19 protein-coding genes are annotated in these 20,582 nt (G+C 63.3%); 6 read left to right on the top strand and 13 right to left on the bottom strand.

Annotated features, from left to right (window positions below; all coding sequences use genetic code 11):
- Positions 1–8: 8 nt before the first annotated feature.
- From NKI99_RS29750 to NKI99_RS29720, 7 genes are all read right to left on the bottom strand, one after another.
- Positions 9–377, bottom strand: a complete 369-nt coding sequence (locus tag NKI99_RS29750; RefSeq protein WP_023809664.1) for a thiol-disulfide oxidoreductase DCC family protein — start codon at positions 375–377, stop codon at positions 9–11.
- Positions 378–1,442, bottom strand: a complete 1,065-nt coding sequence (locus NKI99_RS29745; RefSeq protein WP_128305487.1) for a DMT family transporter — start codon at positions 1,440–1,442, stop codon at positions 378–380. It abuts the gene before it with no gap.
- Positions 1,443–1,468: 26 nt separating this feature from the next.
- Complete coding sequence (locus NKI99_RS29740) at positions 1,469–1,738, bottom strand: putative hemolysin (RefSeq protein WP_128305488.1); 270 nt, start codon at positions 1,736–1,738, stop codon at positions 1,469–1,471.
- Positions 1,739–1,844: 106 nt separating this feature from the next.
- Positions 1,845–2,138, bottom strand: coding sequence for a GYD domain-containing protein (locus tag NKI99_RS29735; protein ID WP_023809667.1), 294 nt, complete (start codon positions 2,136–2,138; stop codon positions 1,845–1,847).
- Positions 2,139–2,319: 181 nt separating this feature from the next.
- On the bottom strand, positions 2,320–4,341 hold the full coding sequence (gene rpoD / locus NKI99_RS29730) for an RNA polymerase sigma factor RpoD (protein WP_023809668.1): 2,022 nt from the start codon (positions 4,339–4,341) through the stop codon (positions 2,320–2,322).
- A gap of 423 nt (positions 4,342–4,764) precedes the next feature.
- The gene (gene dnaG, locus NKI99_RS29725) at positions 4,765–6,699 is read right to left on the bottom strand and encodes a DNA primase (protein ID WP_352613116.1); all 1,935 of its coding nucleotides are present in this window, start codon (positions 6,697–6,699) and stop codon (positions 4,765–4,767) included.
- A 136-nt stretch (positions 6,700–6,835) separates the two neighbouring features.
- A complete protein-coding gene (locus NKI99_RS29720; protein ID WP_352613114.1) occupies positions 6,836–7,216 on the bottom strand; it encodes an RcnB family protein in 381 nt (126 codons plus the stop codon).
- A 387-nt stretch (positions 7,217–7,603) separates the two neighbouring features.
- Here NKI99_RS29720 and NKI99_RS29715 point away from each other — a divergent pair, with 387 nt between their 5' ends.
- Together NKI99_RS29715 and NKI99_RS29710 are read left to right on the top strand one after the other, a co-directional pair.
- Entirely contained in the window at positions 7,604–9,268 is a 1,665-nt protein-coding gene (locus tag NKI99_RS29715; protein ID WP_023809671.1) for a Na/Pi cotransporter family protein, read from the top strand.
- A gap of 143 nt (positions 9,269–9,411) precedes the next feature.
- The gene (locus tag NKI99_RS29710) at positions 9,412–10,596 is read left to right on the top strand and encodes an MFS transporter (RefSeq protein WP_352613112.1); all 1,185 of its coding nucleotides are present in this window, start codon (positions 9,412–9,414) and stop codon (positions 10,594–10,596) included.
- 6 nt (positions 10,597–10,602) lie between these two features.
- Here NKI99_RS29710 and NKI99_RS29705 read toward each other — a convergent pair whose 3' ends face one another.
- Positions 10,603–12,777, bottom strand: coding sequence for a heavy metal translocating P-type ATPase (locus NKI99_RS29705; RefSeq protein WP_352613110.1), 2,175 nt, complete (start codon positions 12,775–12,777; stop codon positions 10,603–10,605).
- Between the two features lie 106 nt (positions 12,778–12,883).
- Here NKI99_RS29705 and NKI99_RS29700 point away from each other — a divergent pair, with 106 nt between their 5' ends.
- A complete protein-coding gene (locus NKI99_RS29700) occupies positions 12,884–13,300 on the top strand; it encodes a MerR family transcriptional regulator (RefSeq protein WP_023809674.1) in 417 nt (138 codons plus the stop codon).
- Positions 13,301–13,308: 8 nt separating this feature from the next.
- Here NKI99_RS29700 and NKI99_RS29695 read toward each other — a convergent pair whose 3' ends face one another.
- Both NKI99_RS29695 and katG read right to left on the bottom strand, forming a co-directional pair.
- Positions 13,309–13,866: a GNAT family N-acetyltransferase gene (locus tag NKI99_RS29695; protein ID WP_352613108.1), complete on the bottom strand. Its 558-nt coding sequence runs from the start codon at positions 13,864–13,866 to the stop codon at positions 13,309–13,311.
- 181 nt (positions 13,867–14,047) lie between these two features.
- Positions 14,048–16,246 (bottom strand): catalase/peroxidase HPI, encoded by a 2,199-nt coding sequence (gene katG / locus NKI99_RS29690; protein ID WP_352613106.1) that lies wholly within the window; start codon positions 16,244–16,246, stop codon positions 14,048–14,050.
- Between the two features lie 263 nt (positions 16,247–16,509).
- Between katG and NKI99_RS29685 the strand changes: the two genes are divergently transcribed.
- The gene (locus tag NKI99_RS29685) at positions 16,510–17,463 is read left to right on the top strand and encodes a hydrogen peroxide-inducible genes activator (protein WP_352613104.1); all 954 of its coding nucleotides are present in this window, start codon (positions 16,510–16,512) and stop codon (positions 17,461–17,463) included.
- Between the two features lie 19 nt (positions 17,464–17,482).
- Here NKI99_RS29685 and NKI99_RS29680 read toward each other — a convergent pair whose 3' ends face one another.
- Positions 17,483–18,214: a DNA helicase gene (locus NKI99_RS29680; RefSeq protein ID WP_352613102.1), complete on the bottom strand. Its 732-nt coding sequence runs from the start codon at positions 18,212–18,214 to the stop codon at positions 17,483–17,485.
- 401 nt (positions 18,215–18,615) lie between these two features.
- On the opposite strand from NKI99_RS29680, the gene NKI99_RS29675 reads away from it, so the two are divergent.
- Together NKI99_RS29675 and NKI99_RS29670 are read left to right on the top strand one after the other, a co-directional pair.
- On the top strand, positions 18,616–19,596 hold the full coding sequence (locus NKI99_RS29675) for a hypothetical protein (protein ID WP_352613100.1): 981 nt from the start codon (positions 18,616–18,618) through the stop codon (positions 19,594–19,596).
- Between the two features lie 78 nt (positions 19,597–19,674).
- A complete protein-coding gene (locus NKI99_RS29670; RefSeq protein WP_023809679.1) occupies positions 19,675–19,818 on the top strand; it encodes a zinc-binding dehydrogenase in 144 nt (47 codons plus the stop codon).
- A 104-nt stretch (positions 19,819–19,922) separates the two neighbouring features.
- Here NKI99_RS29670 and NKI99_RS29665 read toward each other — a convergent pair whose 3' ends face one another.
- Positions 19,923–20,138 carry a hypothetical protein gene (locus NKI99_RS29665; protein WP_127297496.1) on the bottom strand — a complete coding sequence of 72 codons (216 nt, stop codon included), beginning with the start codon at positions 20,136–20,138 and terminating at the stop codon, positions 19,923–19,925.
- Positions 20,139–20,182: 44 nt separating this feature from the next.
- A complete protein-coding gene (locus NKI99_RS29660) occupies positions 20,183–20,428 on the bottom strand; it encodes a hypothetical protein (RefSeq protein WP_127297497.1) in 246 nt (81 codons plus the stop codon).
- Positions 20,429–20,582: the final 154 nt, after the last annotated feature.

Below are 20,582 nucleotides of genomic sequence, written 5' to 3'. Positions count from 1 at the left end.
ACGAAGCGCTACCAGCGACCCTTGCGCCGGTTCCAGGCATAGAGAAGGTCGGCGAAACGATCATAGGCAAAGCGTGTCAGCGGCAAGACAACCGGATTGCCGAACACCATCGCCAGCCAGCCCTCGCCCGGCGTGACCTTCCACACGGCGATGGCAACGTCGGCGCCGACCAGCAGCCTGCCCGCCACGTCGGTGGCGTGCAGCCGGCGGCGGATATCCTCAAGCGACGCGCCATGCCCGGCAAGCGCTGCCGGTTCAAAATTGATGTCTCGGAACTCGATCCGCCCGGCCTTGACCGCTTCGATCAGCCGCCGCTTCTGCCTGCTTATGCCGGCATCGCAGACCGGGCAGCGCGTGTTGTACCAGACGGTCAGCATTTATCCGTGGCCATGCCTGTGGTGCAGGTCGGGATAATGCGGATGCCGGTGTCGCATTGGGGCATGCCGGTGCCAATGAGAATGCGGCTCGCTTACCGGCCCGTCATGATGGTGCTGGTGGTGCTCGTCATGCACATGGCTGTGCTCGTGCTCCAGTTCCTCATGGTCGTGCTCATGCTCATGGCGCTCCGACAGATGCAGCCACAGGCCAACACCCATCAGAAGTCCGGCGGCCGCAAGCTTGAGCGTCACGGCGTCACCCAGGATGGCGATTGCCAGCAACGCGCCGATAAAGGGAGCGAGCGAGTAATAGGCCCCTGTCCGCGCGGTGCCCAGATGACGCAGCGCCACGATGAACATCACCAGGCTGACCCCGATGCCGAAGAAACCGACTGCCGCGGTCGCTGCAATGACCGACCCCGGGGGAAACAAGGCACCGCCGGCAAGCGCCAACCCGACATTGACGACACCCGCCACCAGCCCCTTGAGCATGGCGATCACCACCGGGTCGGTGGCGGAGATCCTGCGCGTGAAATTGTTGTCGATACCCCAGGCCAGACAAGCCCCCGCCACCAGCAGGGCGCCACGGTTGAAGGCGACGCCCTCACCTTGCCACGACAGAAGAACGGCGCCCGCCAGAATGGCGAACGCGCCGAAAAGCAGGCGCCGGTCGACATTCTCGCGATAGACGAGCCAGGCGATCGCCATCGTCGCCAGCCCTTCCAGGTTGAGCAGCAGCGCCGAACTGGACGCCGTGTTGAGGGTCAAGCCGAACATCAGCAGCACCGGCGCGATGATGCCGCCCATGCCGATCGCCAGCGCCAGCCAGGGAATATCCCCAGCGGTCAGTTGCGCCTCCCCGGCCGCGGCCTGCCTGCCCCGAAGCAGGCGATACAAAGCCAGCCCGACACCGGCACCGAGATAGAGCAGCCCGGCCAGCATGAAGGGATTGACGCCATTGAGCAGCAGCTTGCTGAGCGGCGGGGTCGCCCCGAACAGGGCGGCCGAGCCAAGTGCGAGTGGCACGCCGGGCCACAGATGCGAATGGGAATGCGGTTCGGACATGATCTCACCCTATGATGGCAGGTGTGTCACTTGCGGCGCATGGCCGCCTTCGGCCCGACGCACTTGTTGTCGCGAAACAGCGCCCACTCCTCGCAAAGGCGCCCATTGGGCAAGCCGCAGAATCCATATTCATTACCGGCCTTGTCCTTCCTGATCACCAGGCGCCCGCCGATATCGCCACAATGGACGGACGCCGGATTGGCCATGCCGACCGGTTTTTGCGCACTGGCGCCGACGGAAAACGGCAGCGACGACAAAGCGGCAAAGCTGGCGACCAATATCGAAACCTTCTTCATCGCGATCTCCCCGGCCGCATTCTATCACGGCGAAGCGCCCCGTCTTGCGGCAAAGCGCCACCAGGCCGGCACCAACCAGCGACTTCGAGAAACCCTGCCGATTCCTTCACCCGAGCGAGGTGATAATCTCGCGGTAGGCTAATTCGGGAAAGGCCTTCAGCGTCCGCGTCCTGACATTGCCCGCTGCCGCCAGCATCAGCGAGAAGCGCGCCAGCACCGCGTCGTCGGGGGCTTCGACCACAGCCACCATATCGTATTCGCCCATGGTCAGGTAGAACGCCTTGAACGATCCGCCCATGTCTCCCAGTTGCTTCCTGGCGGCGTCGAGCCGCTTCGGTGACTCGCGTACGTTCCTGGCACCCTGCTCCGTCCAGTTCATCAGCACGATGTAGCTTGTCATGGCACACCTCCCTCCGGGGCCACGGAGCACGGCGGCTTCGCCGGGGCGGGCATCCGGGTTGTCGCCCAGAAAATGCATCCGACACCGAAATTATCCTCCCGAAGGGCCTCGCCCGCAAGAGTGCGTCCCACAACAAAAAAGGGCGCCATCGGCGCCCTTGAACTCTTTGCATCGGTAAGTCTCAGCTATCCAGGAAGCTGCGCAGCTTGCGCGACCTGCTCGGGTGCTTGAGCTTGCGCAGCGCCTTGGCTTCGATCTGACGAATGCGCTCGCGGGTGACAGAGAACTGCTGGCCGACTTCTTCCAGCGTGTGGTCGGTGTTCATGCCGATACCGAAGCGCATTCTGAGCACACGCTCCTCGCGCGGCGTCAGCGAGGCCAGCACGCGCGTGGTGGTCTCGCGCAGATTGGCCTGGATCGCCGCGTCGATCGGCAGGATCGCCATTTTGTCCTCGATGAAATCGCCCAGATGCGAATCCTCCTCGTCGCCGACCGGCGTTTCGAGCGAGATCGGCTCCTTGGCGATCTTCAAGACCTTGCGCACCTTTTCGAGCGGCATGGCAAGCTTTTCGGCCAGTTCCTCCGGCGTCGGCTCGCGGCCGATCTCGTGCAGCATCTGGCGCGAGGTGCGCACGATCTTGTTGATCGTCTCGATCATGTGCACCGGAATGCGGATGGTACGCGCCTGATCGGCGATCGAACGCGTGATCGCCTGTCGGATCCACCATGTCGCGTAGGTCGAGAACTTGTAGCCGCGGCGATATTCGAACTTATCGACCGCCTTCATCAGGCCGATATTGCCTTCCTGGATCAGGTCGAGGAACTGCAGGCCGCGATTGGTGTACTTCTTGGCGATGGAGATGACGAGGCGCAGATTGGCTTCGACCATTTCCTTCTTGGCGATCGCCGCTTCGCGCTCGCCCTTCTGCACCTGGTTGACGATCTTGCGGAATTCCAGGATCGAGATCGCCGTTTCGGTGGCGAGGTTCTGGATCTCGGCGCGCAGGTCCTTGATCGCATCCTTCTCGTTCTTGGTGAATTCCTTCCAGCCGCGCGATGTCAGATTGCCGATCGAGCGCGTCCAGTTCGGGTCGAGCTCGGAACCCTGATATTCCTTCAGGAACTCTTCGCGGCGCACGCCGTAGCTTTCGGCCAGCCTGAGCAGCTTGCCTTCGTTCTGCACCAGGCGCTTGTTGATGTCGTAGAGCTGCTCGACCAGCGCCTCGATGCGCGCCGTGTTGAGCGACAGCGACTTCACCGCCTTGATCAGCTGGTCCTTGAGCTCCTTCAGCCGGCGGTCCTGGCTGGGCGACAGCGTGCCGGCGGCGGCCAGACGGTTCTCGACCTGCTGGTCCTGCAGCTTGCGCAGCTTTTTGTAGGTGTCGGCGATAACGTCGAGCGTCTCCATCACCTGCGGGCGGAGTTCCGCTTCCATCGCGGCCAGCGACAGGCTGGCTTCGTCCTCGTCTTCGTCGTCGTCATCCGTCAGCCCACGCGTATCGGCGCCGACATTGGTGATGTCGTCTTCGTCGTCGCGCGAACGGCGCGGCTTGTCCTCGACCTTGGCTTCCTCGACGCGCTCGACCACCGGCGCCTGCTTGGCCTCGGGGCCAGCATAGGTGGCTTCGAGATCGATGATCTCGCGCAGCAGGATCTTGGATTCGTTGAGTTCATCGCGCCAGATGATGATGGCCTGGAAAGTCAGCGGGCTTTCGCACAGGCCGGCGATCATCGTCTCGCGGCCGGCCTCGATGCGCTTGGCGATGGCAATTTCGCCCTCGCGCGACAAGAGCTCCACCGAGCCCATCTCGCGCAGATACATGCGCACCGGATCGTCGGTGCGATCGGTCGGTTCTTTCTTGGTGGTGGTGGCGGCGACCGCGGTGCCGGTCTGCTCGGCCAGCTCGTTGGCGTCTTCCTCGGCATCGGCCGCGGTGTCGGTGGCCTCGGGCTCCTCGCCCTGCTCGTCGTCCTCGACCACGTTGATGCCCATGTCGGACAGCATCGCCATCGTGTCCTCGATCTGCTCGGAGGTCACTTCCTCCGAGGGCAGCACCGAATTCAGCTCGTCCATGGTGACATAGCCGCGCTTCTTGGCGGCCTTGATCATCTTCTTGACAGCATCATCGGAAAGGTCGAGCAGAGGGCCATCGGTGGCGCCTTCGCGTTCGGTTTCGACCTCTTCCTTTTCCTTTGTCGCCATAGTCTTTATCTTCTCCTAGCGGCCGAACTTCAAAGCCGCGTAAGCTGTCGGACCAGTCAAATCGGATGCGCTCGCTTATGAAACGCGCTTCACCGGGCCAGTAACTGCATCAACTCGTTTCGTTTGGTGTATGTCGTTGCCCAAATCGGGTTTCCCCTTTTGGGCGACATGCATTAAGTCCAGATTAACCCTGATATCTGTGGCAGGCGGGCTGCCTGTCCAGTGACCAGTACCTCACATCGCTTATTTCCCGTCGACGCGGGTTCGGGTTAACGTTTCGAATCGTCCTGATTCCGCCAATCTGCCAGAAGGTCAAGCGCCTCTCGCATGATTCGCATGAAAAAAGCGAATCAATTACCCGACTTAGCCCGTTACGCGCCATTTGGACGCGCAACGACGCTTTCTCAATTCACTCGCTTCCAACTAAGCTCGCCCCGCCCTGCCCGAGGAGACGCCAAACCCTTCGATTAGCGCTTCCGTGGCCTGCACATCCTGGAATTGCGCCTGAATTTCGATCAGATGCCGATAGTTTTCGTCTGTGGGATCGGTGGCGAGCGCCGCTTCCGCCTGTTTCAGCTCCTTATGTAAGGTGCGCGCGCTGCGCTGCAAGTGCAGCGCCTGGCTGAAAGCATCGCGGGCATCTTCAAGGGCGGCGGTCTCCAGCGCCGGCCATTGCCGCATCCGCCGGATCAGCCCGACGGCCCGCTCCCAGATCTCGGCGCAGCCGGCGCGTTCGATCGTCGCAATCACCGCCTGCCGGTCATTGGCCATGTCGTGCGCCATCGCGTCGAGAATCGCTCCATGCAGCCGCCTCAGATCGGAGTTGGCGAGATCGAGGAACTCGATATGAGCGAAATTCTCGTCGATCAGCGCCGGATGGTTGACCAATGCGACGATGATCGTCGCCTCGCGCACCGACATCCCTTCGCCGCCGCGTTTGACCAAAGCCGACTGGCCGAGGCTTTCGGTGATCGCCATGCGGCCGCTGCCGGCCTTGGCGAACTGCCCGCCGGGCGCGGCCGTCTTGCCTTGGCCCTGTTTCCAGTCTTGCCGACTTTGCCTGGTGCCGCGCTGCGAGCCGAAGAAGCTCAGCACACGCTCGCGCATCTCCTGCTGGTAGTGGTAGCGCAGGCTTTCGTCGCGGATGCGGCTGGTCAGTTCGCGCAGCGTCTTCTCGAGCTCGGCCCGCCGCTCCGGCGTATCGAAGACGCCGCCCGCCGTCTCACGCATCCATAAAAGGTCGACCAGCGGCCGCGCCTCGGCCAGAACGCGACGAAACGCATCCGGTCCTTCGGCCTTGACCAGATCATCGGGATCCTTGCCTTCCGGCAGCAGCGCGAAGCGCGCCGAGCGCCCGGCCTGCACAGACGGCAGCGCCATATCGGCGGCCCGCCACGCTGCCTTCAGCCCGGCCTTGTCGCCGTCGAAGCACAGCATCGGCTCCGGCGCCATGCGCCAGAGCAGTTCGAGCTGGTTCTCGGTAAGCGCGGTGCCGAGCGGCGCCACGACGTTCTCGAAGCCGGCCTGCGCCAGTGCGATGACGTCCATATAGCCTTCGACGGCGATGACCGTGCCGCCCTTGGCCAAGGCCTTGCGGGCGCGGGCGAAATTATAGAGCACATTGCCCTTGTGGAAGAGTTCGGTGTCAGGCGAGTTCATGTATTTGGCCAGCGCGTCCGGCTGCAGCGCACGGCCGCCGAACGCGATGATCTTGCCCCGGGAATCCGGAATCGGGAACATGATGCGGTCGCGGAACCAGTCATAGGAAACCGGGATGTCGTCGCCGTGGCGCACCAGTCCACAAGCCTCGATGTCGGCCTTGGGCACGCCCTTGGCGGCGAGATGCTCCTTCAGCGCATTGCGGCTGTCGGGCGCAAAACCGAGCCGGAACGATTGCTGCGTCGCCGGCGTCAGCCCGCGGTCTCTGAGATAGGCGCGGGCTTTGGCGCCTTCCGGCCCCTGCAGCCGTTCCTGGAAGAAGGCGGTCGCCATCTCCATGACGTCGGTCAGGCTGGCGCGTTCCTTTTCGCGCCGCTCCTCCTGCGCATCGCGAACCGGCATCGGCACACCGGCCATGTCGGCGATCTTCTCAACCGCCTCGGGAAAGCTCATCCCGTCGAGTTCGGTGAGGAACTTGAAATGATCGCCCGAGACCGAGCAACCGAAACAATGGTAGCGGCCCTTTTTGTCCTCGCAGTGGAAGGAGGGGCTCTTCTCGCCGTGGAACGGACAACAGGCCCAATAGTCGCCGCGCGGCGCGTTGGTTTTCTTCCTGTCCCACGCAACGCGCTGGCCGATAACCGATGAAATCGGCACGCGGTCGCGTATCTCGTCGAGGAAGGCGGGTGGAAAGCGCATCGGGGAACTCGTTTCCCGATTATATAATCATACCCATGAAATCCGACGACCCTTAATGCGGGCCATACCCGGTTTCCACAGGCAAAAGAGGCGGCCGTTGCGGGCCGCCTCTTTCCAATATCCGCCTGGGGACCGCTTAATGCGCGGCAAGCACGCCGAAAATGACGCCGGAGAGCACACCGACCAACACATAGTCGTTGCCGACGCGGATCCATTCCTGGCCGCGACCGGGACGATGCAGGCCGTAGCGGCCATAGTCGCGGATCGGCTGGTGCTGTCTCCAGCCTGAATATTTATGGCCGTTGCGCCAGTTGTTGCGCTTCACGATGACCTTCTTATGGATGACGCGCTTCTGGATGAAGCGCTTCTTGACATCCCTGTTGGTGGGCTTTTGCCAGTCGACCTGGCTGTAATTCGACTGCGGAGCGTTCGGTGCATTCAGCGGTGCGGCTTGGCCGGTGAGCGACGTAGCGGCCAGCATCGAGAAAGCGAGTGCGGAAAGGACAATGCGTTTCAAAAGAAGTCTCCTTGGTTGTCGATGCCAGAGGAATAGCGGGCCACCGATGAACCGAAGCTGAACGCCTGCATTACAATTGTGTAATGATTTCCTTTATTTACCCAATAGAGCTGAACATAATCGCAAAGGCAGGAGCCGGTCGCGCTGCTAACTCTGCCTATCCGTTGCTTCGAGCCCGCCCCGCAATGCAACCATTTGCGCGTCCGTCCATTTTCCGACACCGCCCGTCGCGCTGCAACGGCCCTTGAAATCGACAAGATTTTATTATCCGGCTAAAATATTCGAGTTATTATAAGTCACCGCCATGAACATGATTCGTACCCTCGTTTTCCCTTCTGATCGCCACGCCAAACAGGACGCGCATCCTGTTTGCATGCGGGGGGCGAAATGAGCGGGTCCGTCGTCCTTCTGCATCTGGCCGGCGCCGTGGCGCTGATGCTGTTTGCCACCCGCATGGTGAAGACCGGCGTTGAACGCGCCTATGGCGACGTGCTGCGCCACCGCCTGCGCGCCACCATGCGCAATCCGATCATGGCGGTGCTGGCCGGCACCGGCCTTGCCATCGCCCTGCAGAGTTCCACAGCCGTCACGCTGCTGGTCGGCTCCTTCGCCGGCTCTGGCATCGTCTCGGGCGCCGCGGGCCAATTGGCAGTGCGCGGCGCCGAGATCGGCTCTGCGCTGGTGGTCAAGCTGCTGACCTTCGACCTCACCTTGCTGGTGCCGCTGTGCCTGATCACCGGCACGGTCATGTTCATGGCCACCGAGCGGCGCGACTGGCGCCAGACCGGCCGCATTCTGGTCGGCATCGGCCTTTTGATCCTGTCGCTGGAGATGATCGGCCAGGCGTCTGAGCCGCTGCGCAACAGCCAGCTCATGCCGGTCATCATCAACTACTTCTCGACCGATTCCATCACCGCCTATCTGCTGGCGGCGCTGATCACCTGGCTGTTCCAATCGAGCATCGCGGCGGTGCTGTTGATGGCGACGCTGGCAGGCCGCGGCCTGATCACGCCCGAACTCGGCGTCGTTCTCATCCTTGGCGTCAACCTCGGCTCCTCGATCATCGCGCCGATGCTGACCCGCTCGTCGAGCCCCGAAGTGCGCGTCGTGCCGATCGGCAACCTCCTGATGCGCGGGCTTGGCTCGCTGGTCATGCTGATCCTGGTCATGATCTTCAGGCCGCACTTCGCCTTTCTCGGTTCGACGGCGGCGGACCAGATCGTCAATGCCCACATCCTGTTCAACGTGCTGATCCTGCTCGCCGGCCTGCCGCTGGCAGGGTTCGTCTACCGCGCTTCGGAGAAGATCGTCGCACTTGGCACCAAGCCGGTGCCGGCCGCCTCGCTTGACGTCGTCGAACTGTCCGCGCTCAACGAAAGCGCGCTCGACGTGCCGAGCCAGGCGCTGGCCAATGCCACCCGCGAGGTGGTGCGGGTCTGCGAGACGATCGAGATCATGCTCAAGCGCATCATCGAACTCTATGAAAGTGCCGATGCCGACAAGATCAAGGCGCTGGCCGCACTCGACGACCGCGTCGACCGCAAGCACGCCGCGATCAAGCTCTACCTCGCCAAGTTGACCAGGAACCCGCTGACCGAGGACGAAGCGCTGCGCTGCCAGGAACTGATCGGCGCCTGCGTCAAGCTCGAGCAGGTCGGCGACATCATCGTGCGCAACATGCTGGTGCATGTGAAGAAGAAATTCGAGCGCGGGTTGGAATTCACCGACGAGGGCTGGGCCGAGCTGTGCGCCTTCCATGGCTCGGTGCTGGCCAATGCGCGGCTTGCCTTCAATGTGCTGGTGTCGCGCGATCCCGAGACTGCCCGCCAGTTGGTGCTGGAAAAGGACCAGCTGCGTGACCGCGAGAAGGAAACCAGCGCCAGCCATTTCGTGCGGCTGCGCGACGGCACCGCCAAAAGCGTCGAGACCAGTTCGATTCATCTCGATACCATCCGCGACCTGAAGCAGATCAATTCGCTGCTGGCCTCGATGGCTTATCCGGTGCTCGAAGAGCGCGGTCTGCTCACTGGGTCGCGGTTGAAGGCGAGCTGAGAAGCAGCCGATCTCCCCCACAAGGAGGGAGATTGGCGCTTCACCGCCTCGCTCACTGAAGAAAACCTAAACTCGCGACAAAAATTTCTTCATTGCCCGCAAAGCCCATCCGTGGTTTGAGGCCGTCCAGCTAAGGCCTTGCCATGTCGCTTCCGCTTATAGCCCTGTTCATTGCCGCTTTTGCCTTCGGCACCACCGAATTCGTGATTGCCGGCGTGCTGCCGCAGGTGGCGCAAGGTCTTGGCGTTTCGGTCCCCTCGGCCGGCTACCTCGTCTCCGGCTATGCCGGCGGCATCGCCATCGGCGGCCCGCTGCTGGCGCTCGCCACCAAGTCGCTGTCACGCAAAAGCCTGCTGCTCGGCCTCGCCATCGCCTTCACCATCGGCCAGGCGGCTTGCGCGCTGGCGCCCGACTTCACCTCGATGCTACTGTTGCGCATTGCCGTGGCGGTCGCGCATGGCGCCTATTTCGGCGTCGCCATGGTCGTCGCCGTCGGTCTCGTGCGCGAGGACCAGCGCGGCATGGCTGTCGCCGTCATCCTGTCCGGCCTCACCGTCTCCAACGTCATCGGCGTGCCGGCGGGCACCGCGATCGGCAACATCTGGGGCTGGCGCGCCACCTTCTGGGTGATGTGCGCGCTCGGCGTGGCGGCAACGCTGGCCATGGCAGCCCTGTTGCCGCGCACCACCGGATCGTCGGTCAGGCCCGCCGGTTTCGCCCGCGAGGTCTGTGTGCTGGCCCGCCAGCAGGTCTGGACCTCGCTGATCCTGATGCTGATGCTGATGATCGGCCAGTTCGGCCTGTTCACCTACATCACCCCGACACTGCTGGAGGTCACCGGGCTCGACGAGAACCTGGTGCCGTGGGTGCTGCTGCTCAATGGCGTCGGTGCCACCCTGGGAGTCTTCCTCGGCGGCAAGCTCTCCGACTGGAAGCTGATGCCGTCATTGATCACCATGCTGGCCCTGCAGGCGGTGACGCTGGCCGTCATCTACGCCGTCAGCCCCTATCCCCTGCCGATGGTTGTGGCGATCGTCGTCTGGGGCGGCCTCAACTTCGCCATCGGCACACCGATCCAGACCCGCATCCTGGCCTGGACGGCGGACGCCTCGAACCTCGCCTCGTCGCTCATTCCGTCCGGCTTCAATGTCGGCATCGCGCTGGCCGCGTCGTTGGGCGCCGCGATGCTGAACAGCGGCTATGGCTACCGCAGCCTGCCGCTGCTGGGCGCCATCGCCATGCTGGTCGCCGTCGCGGTGGCGCTGGCATCTTATGTCTGGGAAGGGCGCAGCAACGCCACGCCGCCGCTGACGGCTCCGGCGGAATAGACCACTTCACCCGCGCCAGCGCAGCAGGCGCATGGCGTTGGCGGTGACCAGCACGGTGGCGCCGGTGTCGGCCAGAATCGCCGGCCACAGGCCGGTGATGCCGGCAATGGTGGTGACCAGGAACACCGCTTTCAGCCCGAGCGCCACACTGATGTTTTGGCTGATATTGGCCATCACCGCCCGCGACAGCCTCACCATCCGCATGACGTCCGTGATGCGGCCACGCAGGATTGCCGCATCCGAGGTCTCCAGCGCCACATCGGTGCCGCCGCCCATGGCGATTCCGATGTCGGCGGCGGCGAGCGCCGGTGCGTCGTTGATGCCGTCGCCGACCTTGGCGACCTTCAGCCCTTCGCGCTGCAATTCGCCGATGATGCGCTGCTTGTCCTGAGGCAACAGCTCCGCCCGCGCCTCGATGCCGAGCGAAGCGGCAATGGCTTGCGCCGTGCGGCGATTGTCGCCGGTCAGCATGATCGTGCGGATGCCTTCGGCCTTCAGCGCCGCAATGCCGACCGCCGCATCCGGTCGCGGCTCGTCACGCAGGGCGATCAGCCCTGCCACCACGCCGTCGGCGACCAGCACCGAGACGGTCTTGCCCTGCCCGTTGAGGCTGTCGACGGCAAGGCGCTGCACTTGCGTCATGTCGGCGCGTTCGCCCGCCGCCGGACCGGAGCCGAGGAAGACGGCGACGCCACCGACGCTGCCCTCGACACCTTTGCCCGAGATCGCCTTGGCCGCCAGAGCCGGCGGCACCGGTGCCTTGTCGGCCTTGGCCCGGTCCAGGATCGCCATCGCCAACGGATGGCTGGAGCCCTGCTCCAGCGCTGCCGCCAGCGCCAGCACGGTGCGTTCATCCCTTCCATACGCCACAATGTCGGTGACCACGGGCTTGCCTGCCGTCAGCGTGCCGGTCTTGTCGAAGGCGACCGCCGTGATCCGGCGAAAGCCTTCCAGCACCGCGCCGCCCTTCATCAACAGGCCGCGCCTCGCCCCGGCCGCAAGGCCCGCGGCGATTGCCGCCGGCGTCGAGATGACCAGCGCGCAGGGGCAGCCGATCAGCAGGATCGCCAGGCCCTTGTAGATCCATTCGTTCCAGTCGCCGCCAATGAGCAGCGGCGGCAACAGGGCAACCAGCGCGCCGACCGCCAGCACCGCCGGGGTGTAGTATCTTGAGAAGCGGTCGATGAAGCGTTCAGTCGGCGCCTTGGCTTCCTGCGCCTGCTCCACAAGCCGCACGATTCGGGCGATGGTGTTGTCAGACGCGGCAGCCGTCACCCGCACCTTGAGCACGCCGTCGGTGCTGATCGTGCCGGCAAAGACGACGTCCGCAACGCCCTTGCGCTTGGGCGTGCTCTCGCCGGTCACCGGCGCCTCGTCGATTTCGCTCGACCCCTCGATGATCTCGCCATCGGCCGGAATGCGGTCGCCCGGCCGCACCAGGATGATGTCGCCGACGCCGAGCCGTTCGGCAGGAACTTCCGATGTGCCGCTCGCGCGTTCGACCAAGGCCGTCTTCGGCACCAGATCGGCAAGTCCCTGGATGCTCGCCCGCGCCCGGCCGGCTGCGACACCTTCCAGAAGTTCACCGATCAGGAACAGCACCACCACGGCGGCGGCTTCTTCCGTAGCCCCGATCATCACGGCGCCTATCGCCGCGATGGTCATCAGCATCTCGATCGAGAACGGCGTGCCGGCCAATGCCGCCATCAGCGCTCGCCGTGCGATCGGCACTAGGCCGACCAGCAGGGCGGCAAGGAAGACCCAGCGCTCGGCCGCAGGAAGAAGATGGCCGATGCCGTAGGCGGCGAGAAGCGCTGCCGCGCAGGCCAGCGTCAGCACGGCACGGCGGGAGCGCCACCACGCCTGCCCCGGCGCCGCATCGCTGTGATCATGATCAGCATGATCATGATCCTTGGCCACTGAAGCACGCCCATCGGCCCCGCCTTCCGCCTTGACGATGCCGTAGCCCAGCCGCGCCACCTGCCGCAGCACCTTGTCGTCGTTGAGCCAACCGCTGTGGCTGACCGTCATGCTGGCGCCGGTCACCGAAACCGAGACATCGGCGACGCCGTCGAGACGACGCACCGCCGTATCGATCTTGGCCGCGCAAGAGGCGCAGTCCATGCCGCCGATCTTGAACCGTGTCTGCCCGATCGTTTCCTGCTTGAGCGGCGTCGTCATCACATTACCTGCCTGTCTTGCCCGCGCGGCGTCGCCGCATGGGTCTTGAATGCTGATGTCAGGCACTATAATTGCTCTAGTCACTAGAGCTTCAAGGGGAAATTTCATGTTTTCGATCGGTGATCTCTCGCGTCGCACCGGGGTCAAGGTGCCGACAATCCGCTATTATGAGCAGATGGGCCTTGTCGCCGCACCCGAGCGTTCGGAAGGCAACCAGCGCCGCTATTCCAGGCAGGAGCTGGAGCGGCTGGCCTTCATCCGCCACGCCCGCGACCTCGGCTTCGCCGTTGACGACATCCGCTCCCTGATCGACTTGAGCGGCCACCCCGAGCAGCCCTGCGGCCACGCCGACAAGATCGCCGAGGAGCAACTGATCTCGGTGCGGGAAAAGATTGCCCAGTTGAAGCGACTCGAGGCCGAGCTCGAACGCATCGCCACGTGCTGCAATGGCCAGACGGTCGGCGACTGCTACGTCATCCGCGCGCTGTCGGATCATGCGCTGTGCGCCGATGAGCATGGTTGAGACACATCCTACAGCTCGATCCGGAACCGCAAGCTTTCCGCCCCGCCATAGGCGGCGTCCTCGAAGAAGCGTTCGACGAGCTTGCCGTCATTGGCCAGGATCACCTTGTGCGAGGCCGGATTGCCCGGCTTGGCGGTGATCTCGACGTGAGCCAGGCCGACCGCCCTCGCCTCGTCCAGCATCAGCCGCAGCGCCTCGGTGGCGTAGCCGCGCCGCCGCTTCCACGGCACCACCGCATAGCCGATATGGCCGAGCACATGCGGCGGCAGTTCCGCCGTGCCCTTCTGCCAGCGAAAGCCGATCGAGCCCGACGCCTCGCCATCCCAGATCCAGCGGCGGAAGCCCGGCAGGCGCGGCACTTTTTTGCCGTCGGGCAAGCTGATCGGGCCGCCCTTGGCCTGGGGATTGTCGAGGTCGGCAAGAAAGGCCACGGGATCCTTTTCGATGGCCGCGAGCTGCTCGCGCGTCGCTTCCATCAGCCGCACATTGTCCGGTGACCAGCCGCGCTCGAGCGCCACCTTGTAGGATGGCAGATGTTCAAGCGCGGGTTTGACGATTTCGATCATGGTGCACCGGCGGAGACGCTACGCCGATAAATAGCAGCATTGCCCGGCAAGGCACGGTCCACCAAGGAGCAGCCTCTTACGACAAGGCCGCGTTTCCATCGCTGGAAACGCGGCCCCGATCTTATGTCCTTGGGAGGACTGGAGCTCCGGCGCAGGCGCGCGGGAGTACCCTTATGCGAAGTCAGGCGATGTCGAAGCGGTCGGCGTTCATCACCTTGGTCCATGCCGCCACGAAATCCCTGGCGAATTTCTGGCTTGCATCCGCGGAGCCATAGACCTCGGCAAGCGCACGCAACTGGGCGTGCGAGCCGAAGATCAGATCGGCACGGGTGCCGGTCCACCTGACCGCCTTGGTCTTGCGGTCGCGCGCCTCGTACACCTCTTCCGAACCCGGAACAGAGCCGGCGGCCGGATCCCAGACCGTGTTCATGCTGAGCAGATTGACGAAGAAGTCGTTGGTCAAAGTGCCCGGCCTGTCGGTGAACACGCCGTGCTTCGATCCGCCGGTATTGGCGCCGAGCACGCGCAGACCGCCGACCAGCACCGTCAATTCCGGCGCGGTCAACGCCAGCAACTGCGCCCGGTCGACCAGCATGGCCTCGACCGACATCGGCTGCTTGCCCCTGACGTAATTGCGGAAGCCGTCGACCTTTGGCTCGAGCGCGGCAAAGGAATGCACGTCCGTTTGCTCCTGCGAGGCGTCCATGCGGCCTGGCGTGAACGGCACCTTCACCTCATGGCCTCCGTCCTTCGCGGCTTTCTCGACCGCGGCAACGCCGCCAAGCACAATCAGGTCGGCAAGAGAGACTTTCTTGCTGCCCGCGTTGAACTCCTTCTGAATGGCTTCGAGCTTGGCAAGCACCTTCGACAGTTCCGCCGGCTGGTTGACGTCCCAATCCTTCTGCGGCGCCAGTCGGATACGTGCCCCGTTGGCGCCACCGCGCTTGTCGGAATTGCGGAACGTCGAGGCCGAGGCCCACGCAGTCGAGACCAATTCGGAGACTGAAAGGCCCGATGCCAGGATCTTCGCCTTCAGCGAGGCGATGTCCTGCTCGCTGACCAGCTCGTGGTCGATGGCCGGGATCGGATCCTGCCAGATCAGCTCTTCCTTCGGCACGAGCGGGCCGAGATAGCGGGCGACCGGACCCATGTCGCGATGGGTCAGCTTGTACCAGGCGCGGGCGAAGGCGTCGGCGAATTGCTCCGGATGCTCGTGGAAGCGCCGCGACACCTTTTCGTAGGCAGGATCTACCCGCAGCGCGAGATCGGTGGTCAGCATCGCCGGCGCGCGGCGCTTTGACGGATCGTGCGCATCCGGAACGGTGCCGGCCCCGGCGCCACCCCTTGGCGTCCACTGATGGGCGCCGGCCGGGCTCTTGGTCAGTTCCCAGTCGAAGCCGAACAGATTGTCGAAGAAATTATTGCTCCACTTGGTCGGCGTCGTGGTCCAGGTCACTTCGAGGCCCGAGGTGATGGCGTCGCCGGCAATGCCGGAAGCATGCTTGCTCGACCAGCCGAGGCCTTGCGCCTCGATGATCGAGCCCTCTGGCTCCGCGCCAACCAACGACGCATCGCCGGCACCGTGCGTCTTGCCGAAGGTGTGACCACCGGCGATCAGCGCCACGGTCTCCTCGTCATTCATGGCCATGCGGGCGAAGGTCTCGCGAATGTCGCGGGCCGAGGCCAGCGGATCCGGCGTGCCGTTCGGCCCTTCCGGATTGACGTAGATCAGCCCCATCTGCACGGCGCCGAGATGGCCGCGAAGTTCACGGTCGCCGGAATAGCGCTTGTCGTCGAGCCACTTGGTTTCCGAACCCCAGTCGACGTCCTGCTCGGGCTCCCAGACGTCAGCGCGGCCGCCGGCGAAGCCGAAGGTCTTGAAACCCATCGATTCCAGCGCGACGTTGCCGGTGAGGATCAGAAGGTCGGCCCAGGAAATCTTGCGGCCATATTTCCGCTTGACCGGCCACAGCAGCCGGCGCGCCTTGTCGAGATTGGCATTGTCCGGCCAGCTGTTGAGCGGTGCGAAACGCTGCTGGCCTGCCCCGGCGCCACCACGGCCATCGCCGATGCGGTAGGTGCCGGCACTGTGCCAGGCCATGCGGATGAACAGCGGCCCGTAATGGCCGAAGTCGGCCGGCCACCAATCCTGCGAATCCGTCATCACCTGGTGCAGGTCCTTGATCACCGCATCGAGATCGAGCGACTTGAATTCCTCGGCATAGTCGAACTCTTCGCCCATCGGATCCGAAAGGTTCGATTGCTGATGGAGAACGCCAAGATCGAGTTGGTTGGGCCACCAGTCACGGTTGCTCCTGCTGGAGGATCCGTGTGCAACGGGGCATTTGCCGGCGCTGGGATCATCGGTCTGTGCGTCCATGTTCTTCTCCGATCGTGGCTGTGTTGAGCTGTTCAACTGCTGGGTGACAGGGACATAGAAATGTCCCTGGAGGCGGTCCGTTTCATGGCTGGCGCGATGACCATATGCCCGATACGCGACCGAATATGTTGGATGTCCTGTTGCTGCGGGCATGCGCCTCACCAGGCGGTCCCGGCTGCTCCTCATCTTCGTTGCGACTCGTATAGCAAAGCCGTCTGATTAATTTAAGTTGGATTTCCTGATTACAGCGATAAGATGACATTATGACAAACCTGACGCTGAAGCAGTTGCGTTATTTCGAGGCACTGGCGCGGCACAACCATTTCGGACGCGCGGCGGATGCCTGCGCCATCTCGCAGCCCGCCATCTCGGTGCAGATCCGGGAGTTGGAGGAAACGCTTGGCACGGCGCTTTTCCAAAGAGGCCCACGCCAGGTCCGGCTGACCAATTTCGGCGAGGAATTCGCCTTGCGCGTCCGCGACATCCTGCGCTCGGTGGACGAGCTGACGGATCTGGCCCGCGCCTCGCGCGACCGGCTGGTGGGACGGTTGCGCATCGGCGTGATCCCGACGATCGCACCCTATCTTCTGCCTGCCATCATCGGCAACCTCGCCCGCATGCATGACGGGCTCGATATCCACGTGCGCGAAACGCAGACGCAGAAGCTGATCCAGGAACTGGCCGACGGCCGGCTCGATGCGGCCATCGTTGCCTTGCCGGTGTCGGAACCCTCGCTGACGGAAATCGTGCTGTTTGCCGAGAACTTCGTGCTGGTCCGGCCCGGCGAGGATGAGGGAAAGCCGGTGCCCAACCGCGAAATGCTGCGCGAGATGCGGCTGCTCCTGCTCGAGGAGGGCCATTGTTTTCGCGATCAGGCGCTGTCGTTCTGCAACATGCATTCGGCACGGCCGCGCGAGTTGCTGGACGGCAGCTCGCTGTCGACCCTGGTGCAGATGGTCGGCGCCGGCGTCGGCGTCACCTTGATCCCCGAAATGGCCGTGCCGGTGGAGACGCGCTCCGCGGCAGTCTCTATCGCCCACTTCGCCAATCCCCAACCATCGCGGACGATCGGCATGATCTGGCGCAAGACAAGCCCGATCGCCAAACAGCTGCTGCTTATATCCGAAGTGGTTCGCCAGGCGGCCGAAGCATTGCGCGCGCAGCACAGTTCGGCATCGGTTGCACAGCCTCTGAAGCTGCCGGCAGCGGCCCAATGAAGGCAGACTGACCGGATCGTCAGCCTGCCGCGTGGAACCGGATTTCACCCTTGTTCAGAAAACAGGTCTTGTTGAACAGCGACAGATCCAGAGGGTTCGGTAACCGCACATCGCTGATATCGGGACATGGCTTCTTCGCCGGATCGTATGACCGATCGATCTGCGAGATGAAGACGAGGATCAATCCCTTGTCGCCGGCAAACGACTTCAGCGTGCGAACCTGCGCCATCAGGTCCGGATTTTGCCGCTTCTGGTCGAGCAGTTGCAGATAGTCGATCACCACCAGCGTGCCGCGCGGCACCGAGCCCAATGCCTTGACGATATAGTCGGCGCTGATGGCGTCGGAATTGTCGAACACGAACTGGTCGTTGAACCGCGCCGGATCCGCCCCGATGGCGCGAAACCGGTCGAGCACATCTCGTTGCGTATACTCCAGCGTGAAGAACACGCCGCGATGGCCTGATTTCATGGCTTCGATCGCGAGTTCGAGGCTCATCAGCGTCTTGCCGTGGCCGGGTCGCGCACCGACCAGAACCAGGTCGCCGGGCGCCAGTTGCGCAAACAGTACACCGGCAGGTGCCACCTCGGCCGCCTCGGCTGCCTCGGCTGCCTCGGCTGCAAGCAGGCTCCAACTGCTGAAACCTTCCCGTGCCGCAACACGATCGAGCGCTTCGTGGAGCGCAATCTTGCCCTCGCGGGACAACAGCCTGGCTTGACGCTTCAGATAATAGACCGGCGCGGACAACTTCATGCAAACCTCCTGGTGCGAGCAGTTTCCGCAATCCCTCCTTATGCCTGGCGCTCGAACAGTCGGTTCGGTGATCGGAAAGCCCTGCATGAACGATGCTTTCCCGGCGGAGGGAGGAGGCGTGGGCTGCGCCAGAATCAGATGATAGCTCAATCCCTGCGTATCGAAAATCGCAGACATTCAAAGATGCGGGGAGCCCGCTGCAAGCCTGGAGCCAGCATCCCGGCGTAGGAGCATTTGCGCGCGTCGATCTCCTTCATGGCTCTTCGTGCGGACTTGCGGAGGGCACGCGTTAACAAAGGGTGCGCTAAACAAGATGTGTTTCGCCTGATAATGCGAGACCCTTTATGATCGATTCCCGGCGGCAACACCGCAAGGAAATGGCTTTGGCAGGAGTTGATCCAGTGCGGTTGAGATTCGTCCCTCTGGGTATCGTCCCGATCCTCAGCCTCCTCGTCGCCGCCATTGCCTTGACGATGTCGGCTCGATCCTTTGCCGCACCATCTGACGTTCCGGCCTGGCTGCAGGCTCACATCGGCAACAGCGACGGCCAGATCTCACAAATTGTCCTCGAACGAGCCCGCGCGCTTTACCGGAAGAAGGTCGCGCAAGGTGCAGTCAAGAACCCCTGCTACTTCGCCATGGATGCGACGCGCCCCAGCGATCTGGGCGATGGCGTTCTGGGGCGCCGCTATTACGTCATCTGCGAAGCCAGCCAGTCGTTTCGCGCGATTTCGTCGGGTCATGGCAGCGGCCGGGATTTGAAAGGCGTTGTCGATTTTTCGAACAGCAAGCGGTGCGCGAAGAATTTCGGCAATGCGATGGATTCGTCGTTGACGGCCGGCGGCGGCTATATCACCCGCGAGGCAAAAACCTCGTTCAAGGGCTATTACCGCACCGTTGCGAAACAGGACGCGGTTTTCCAGCGCACCTTCATCCAGTTCGACGGCGAAGGCGAGGCCGCGAATGCCAGGCAGCGGGTGATCGGCGGCCATGCCGCCCAGGTGCTGCACGGCCTATGCCTGCGCAAAAACCCGAAAAGTTCGCATGCCGACCATGACGGCTTCGTGCCGTTCGGCAAACTGGTGGACTATGCCGGCGGCCGCAGCAATGGCTGCACCAGCTGGTCGCCGGCGGATGCGCAGCAGATCATCACCATGGTCAAGGACAATCCGACGACGCTCTATATCTACCCGGAATCGCGCGACATCGCCGCGGTCGCCAACCATTCGCAGCCGGGCGCCTACTGGAACACGTCCTGCCTGAAGGAAATCGGCACACCGAAATTCTGGCCGCGAAAGACCCTCGAGCCGATCATCGCCCAATACAGGAAGGATCACCCGGCACCACCGCCGCAGCCGCTGCCGATCTGCGAAGCGTCTTGAAGTCCGCATCGCACCGCCGCGTTGATTAAGACCGTGCCGCTTTATGTTCGGCGGAAAAGGCAAAGTGGCGGAGCGCGCGTGGAGATCGGCCGCCTCATCGAGGCCGGCAAAGTCACCCCCTTCGTGCAAGCCACCTACCCTCTTGGAGAGGTCGCCGAGGCGGAAGAACGGCTGGAAAACGAGCATGTGCGCGGCAGGATCGTATTTGAGGTCGCCGCCTAGCGACGTGGTTGCGTGGATTCCCCCGGACGCAGAGCTGGATCAGGCCGCCGAGCCAATTTTATCAAAAGCTAGCGGCGCGCCGAGGCTGGCGCCCAGCAGGGGCGTCAGTCCCGTAAACGGTTGGCGGCATGATCCTGATGCTGCTCAGTCGCGACCTGCCTGGAGTCCAAACCGCGTTCTTTGGAATGCTGTGCCTTGTCGCGATTGGACAGTACCTTGTTTTCTTCGAGCTTGTCCTTTGGCGTTACGGTCATGGCGCCTGTCCCGGAACCTTTTCCCTGTGAACCCGCTCCAATGTGTTTCTTGCCGCCGTGTGCCATGGCTGCCTCCAATCTATCCAAATGTTTCCAGGATCGGTGCTCATCTAGTCGTCAGGACGGTTTTTGTGATGGACGCTTTCCTGATTTTTGCCGCGAAGGATGTTGCGGTCGTCCGGATCGACGAGGTCCGGTGTGTCGGTCCTCATGTCCGATCCCTTGCGCAGCGCTTCGCGTTCCGCCGCTGATCGTTTCAGATCCGCCTCTGCATCGAAATCCTCGCCCGCGTTCTTTGTGTTTTCCCGCTCTTCAATGATGCGAATTTGTTGATCGTGGGTTTTGCGTCCAGTCATCGTTTCCTCCGGCGTGTTCGTGTTGGCGCTCGAAAGTCACCGGCCGCCTCAAAGGTCGGGTCACGGCGTGTCGAGCCTGCCCTCGTGCTGATAATGGCGAGGTGACGGGATCGTTCCGAAAGGCGTCGAACAAGCTTTTCGCCGGATGGCTCGG

This window comes from Mesorhizobium sp. M0239 (genome assembly GCF_040321815.1).
In the GTDB taxonomy this organism is placed as follows: Bacteria; Pseudomonadota; Alphaproteobacteria; order Rhizobiales; family Rhizobiaceae; genus Mesorhizobium.
This window is presented reverse-complemented; position numbering and strand designations above follow the sequence as displayed.

Bases quoted from the DNA above. Each gene is read 5' to 3' on its own strand.
- NKI99_RS29745 (WP_128305487.1), bottom strand. From the start codon at position 1,442: ATGTCCGAACCGCATTCCCATTCGCATCTGTGGCCCGGCGTGCCACTC.
- NKI99_RS29710 (WP_352613112.1), top strand. From the start codon at position 9,412: ATGTCGCTTCCGCTTATAGCCCTGTTCATTGCCGCTTTTGCCTTCGGC.
- NKI99_RS29705 (WP_352613110.1), bottom strand. From the start codon at position 12,777: ATGACGACGCCGCTCAAGCAGGAAACGATCGGGCAGACACGGTTCAAG.
- NKI99_RS29735 (WP_023809667.1), bottom strand. From the start codon at position 2,138: ATGACAAGCTACATCGTGCTGATGAACTGGACGGAGCAGGGTGCCAGG.
- katG (WP_352613106.1), bottom strand. From the start codon at position 16,246: ATGGACGCACAGACCGATGATCCCAGCGCCGGCAAATGCCCCGTTGCA.
- NKI99_RS29750 (WP_023809664.1), bottom strand. From the start codon at position 377: ATGCTGACCGTCTGGTACAACACGCGCTGCCCGGTCTGCGATGCCGGC.
- NKI99_RS29660 (WP_127297497.1), bottom strand. From the start codon at position 20,428: ATGACTGGACGCAAAACCCACGATCAACAAATTCGCATCATTGAAGAG.
- NKI99_RS29665 (WP_127297496.1), bottom strand. From the start codon at position 20,138: ATGGCACACGGCGGCAAGAAACACATTGGAGCGGGTTCACAGGGAAAA.
- dnaG (WP_352613116.1), bottom strand. From the start codon at position 6,699: ATGCGCTTTCCACCCGCCTTCCTCGACGAGATACGCGACCGCGTGCCG.
- NKI99_RS29740 (WP_128305488.1), bottom strand. From the start codon at position 1,738: ATGAAGAAGGTTTCGATATTGGTCGCCAGCTTTGCCGCTTTGTCGTCG.
- NKI99_RS29680 (WP_352613102.1), bottom strand. From the start codon at position 18,214: ATGAAGTTGTCCGCGCCGGTCTATTATCTGAAGCGTCAAGCCAGGCTG.
- NKI99_RS29715 (WP_023809671.1), top strand. From the start codon at position 7,604: ATGAGCGGGTCCGTCGTCCTTCTGCATCTGGCCGGCGCCGTGGCGCTG.
- NKI99_RS29695 (WP_352613108.1), bottom strand. From the start codon at position 13,866: ATGATCGAAATCGTCAAACCCGCGCTTGAACATCTGCCATCCTACAAG.
- NKI99_RS29700 (WP_023809674.1), top strand. From the start codon at position 12,884: ATGTTTTCGATCGGTGATCTCTCGCGTCGCACCGGGGTCAAGGTGCCG.
- NKI99_RS29685 (WP_352613104.1), top strand. From the start codon at position 16,510: ATGACAAACCTGACGCTGAAGCAGTTGCGTTATTTCGAGGCACTGGCG.
- rpoD (WP_023809668.1), bottom strand. From the start codon at position 4,341: ATGGCGACAAAGGAAAAGGAAGAGGTCGAAACCGAACGCGAAGGCGCC.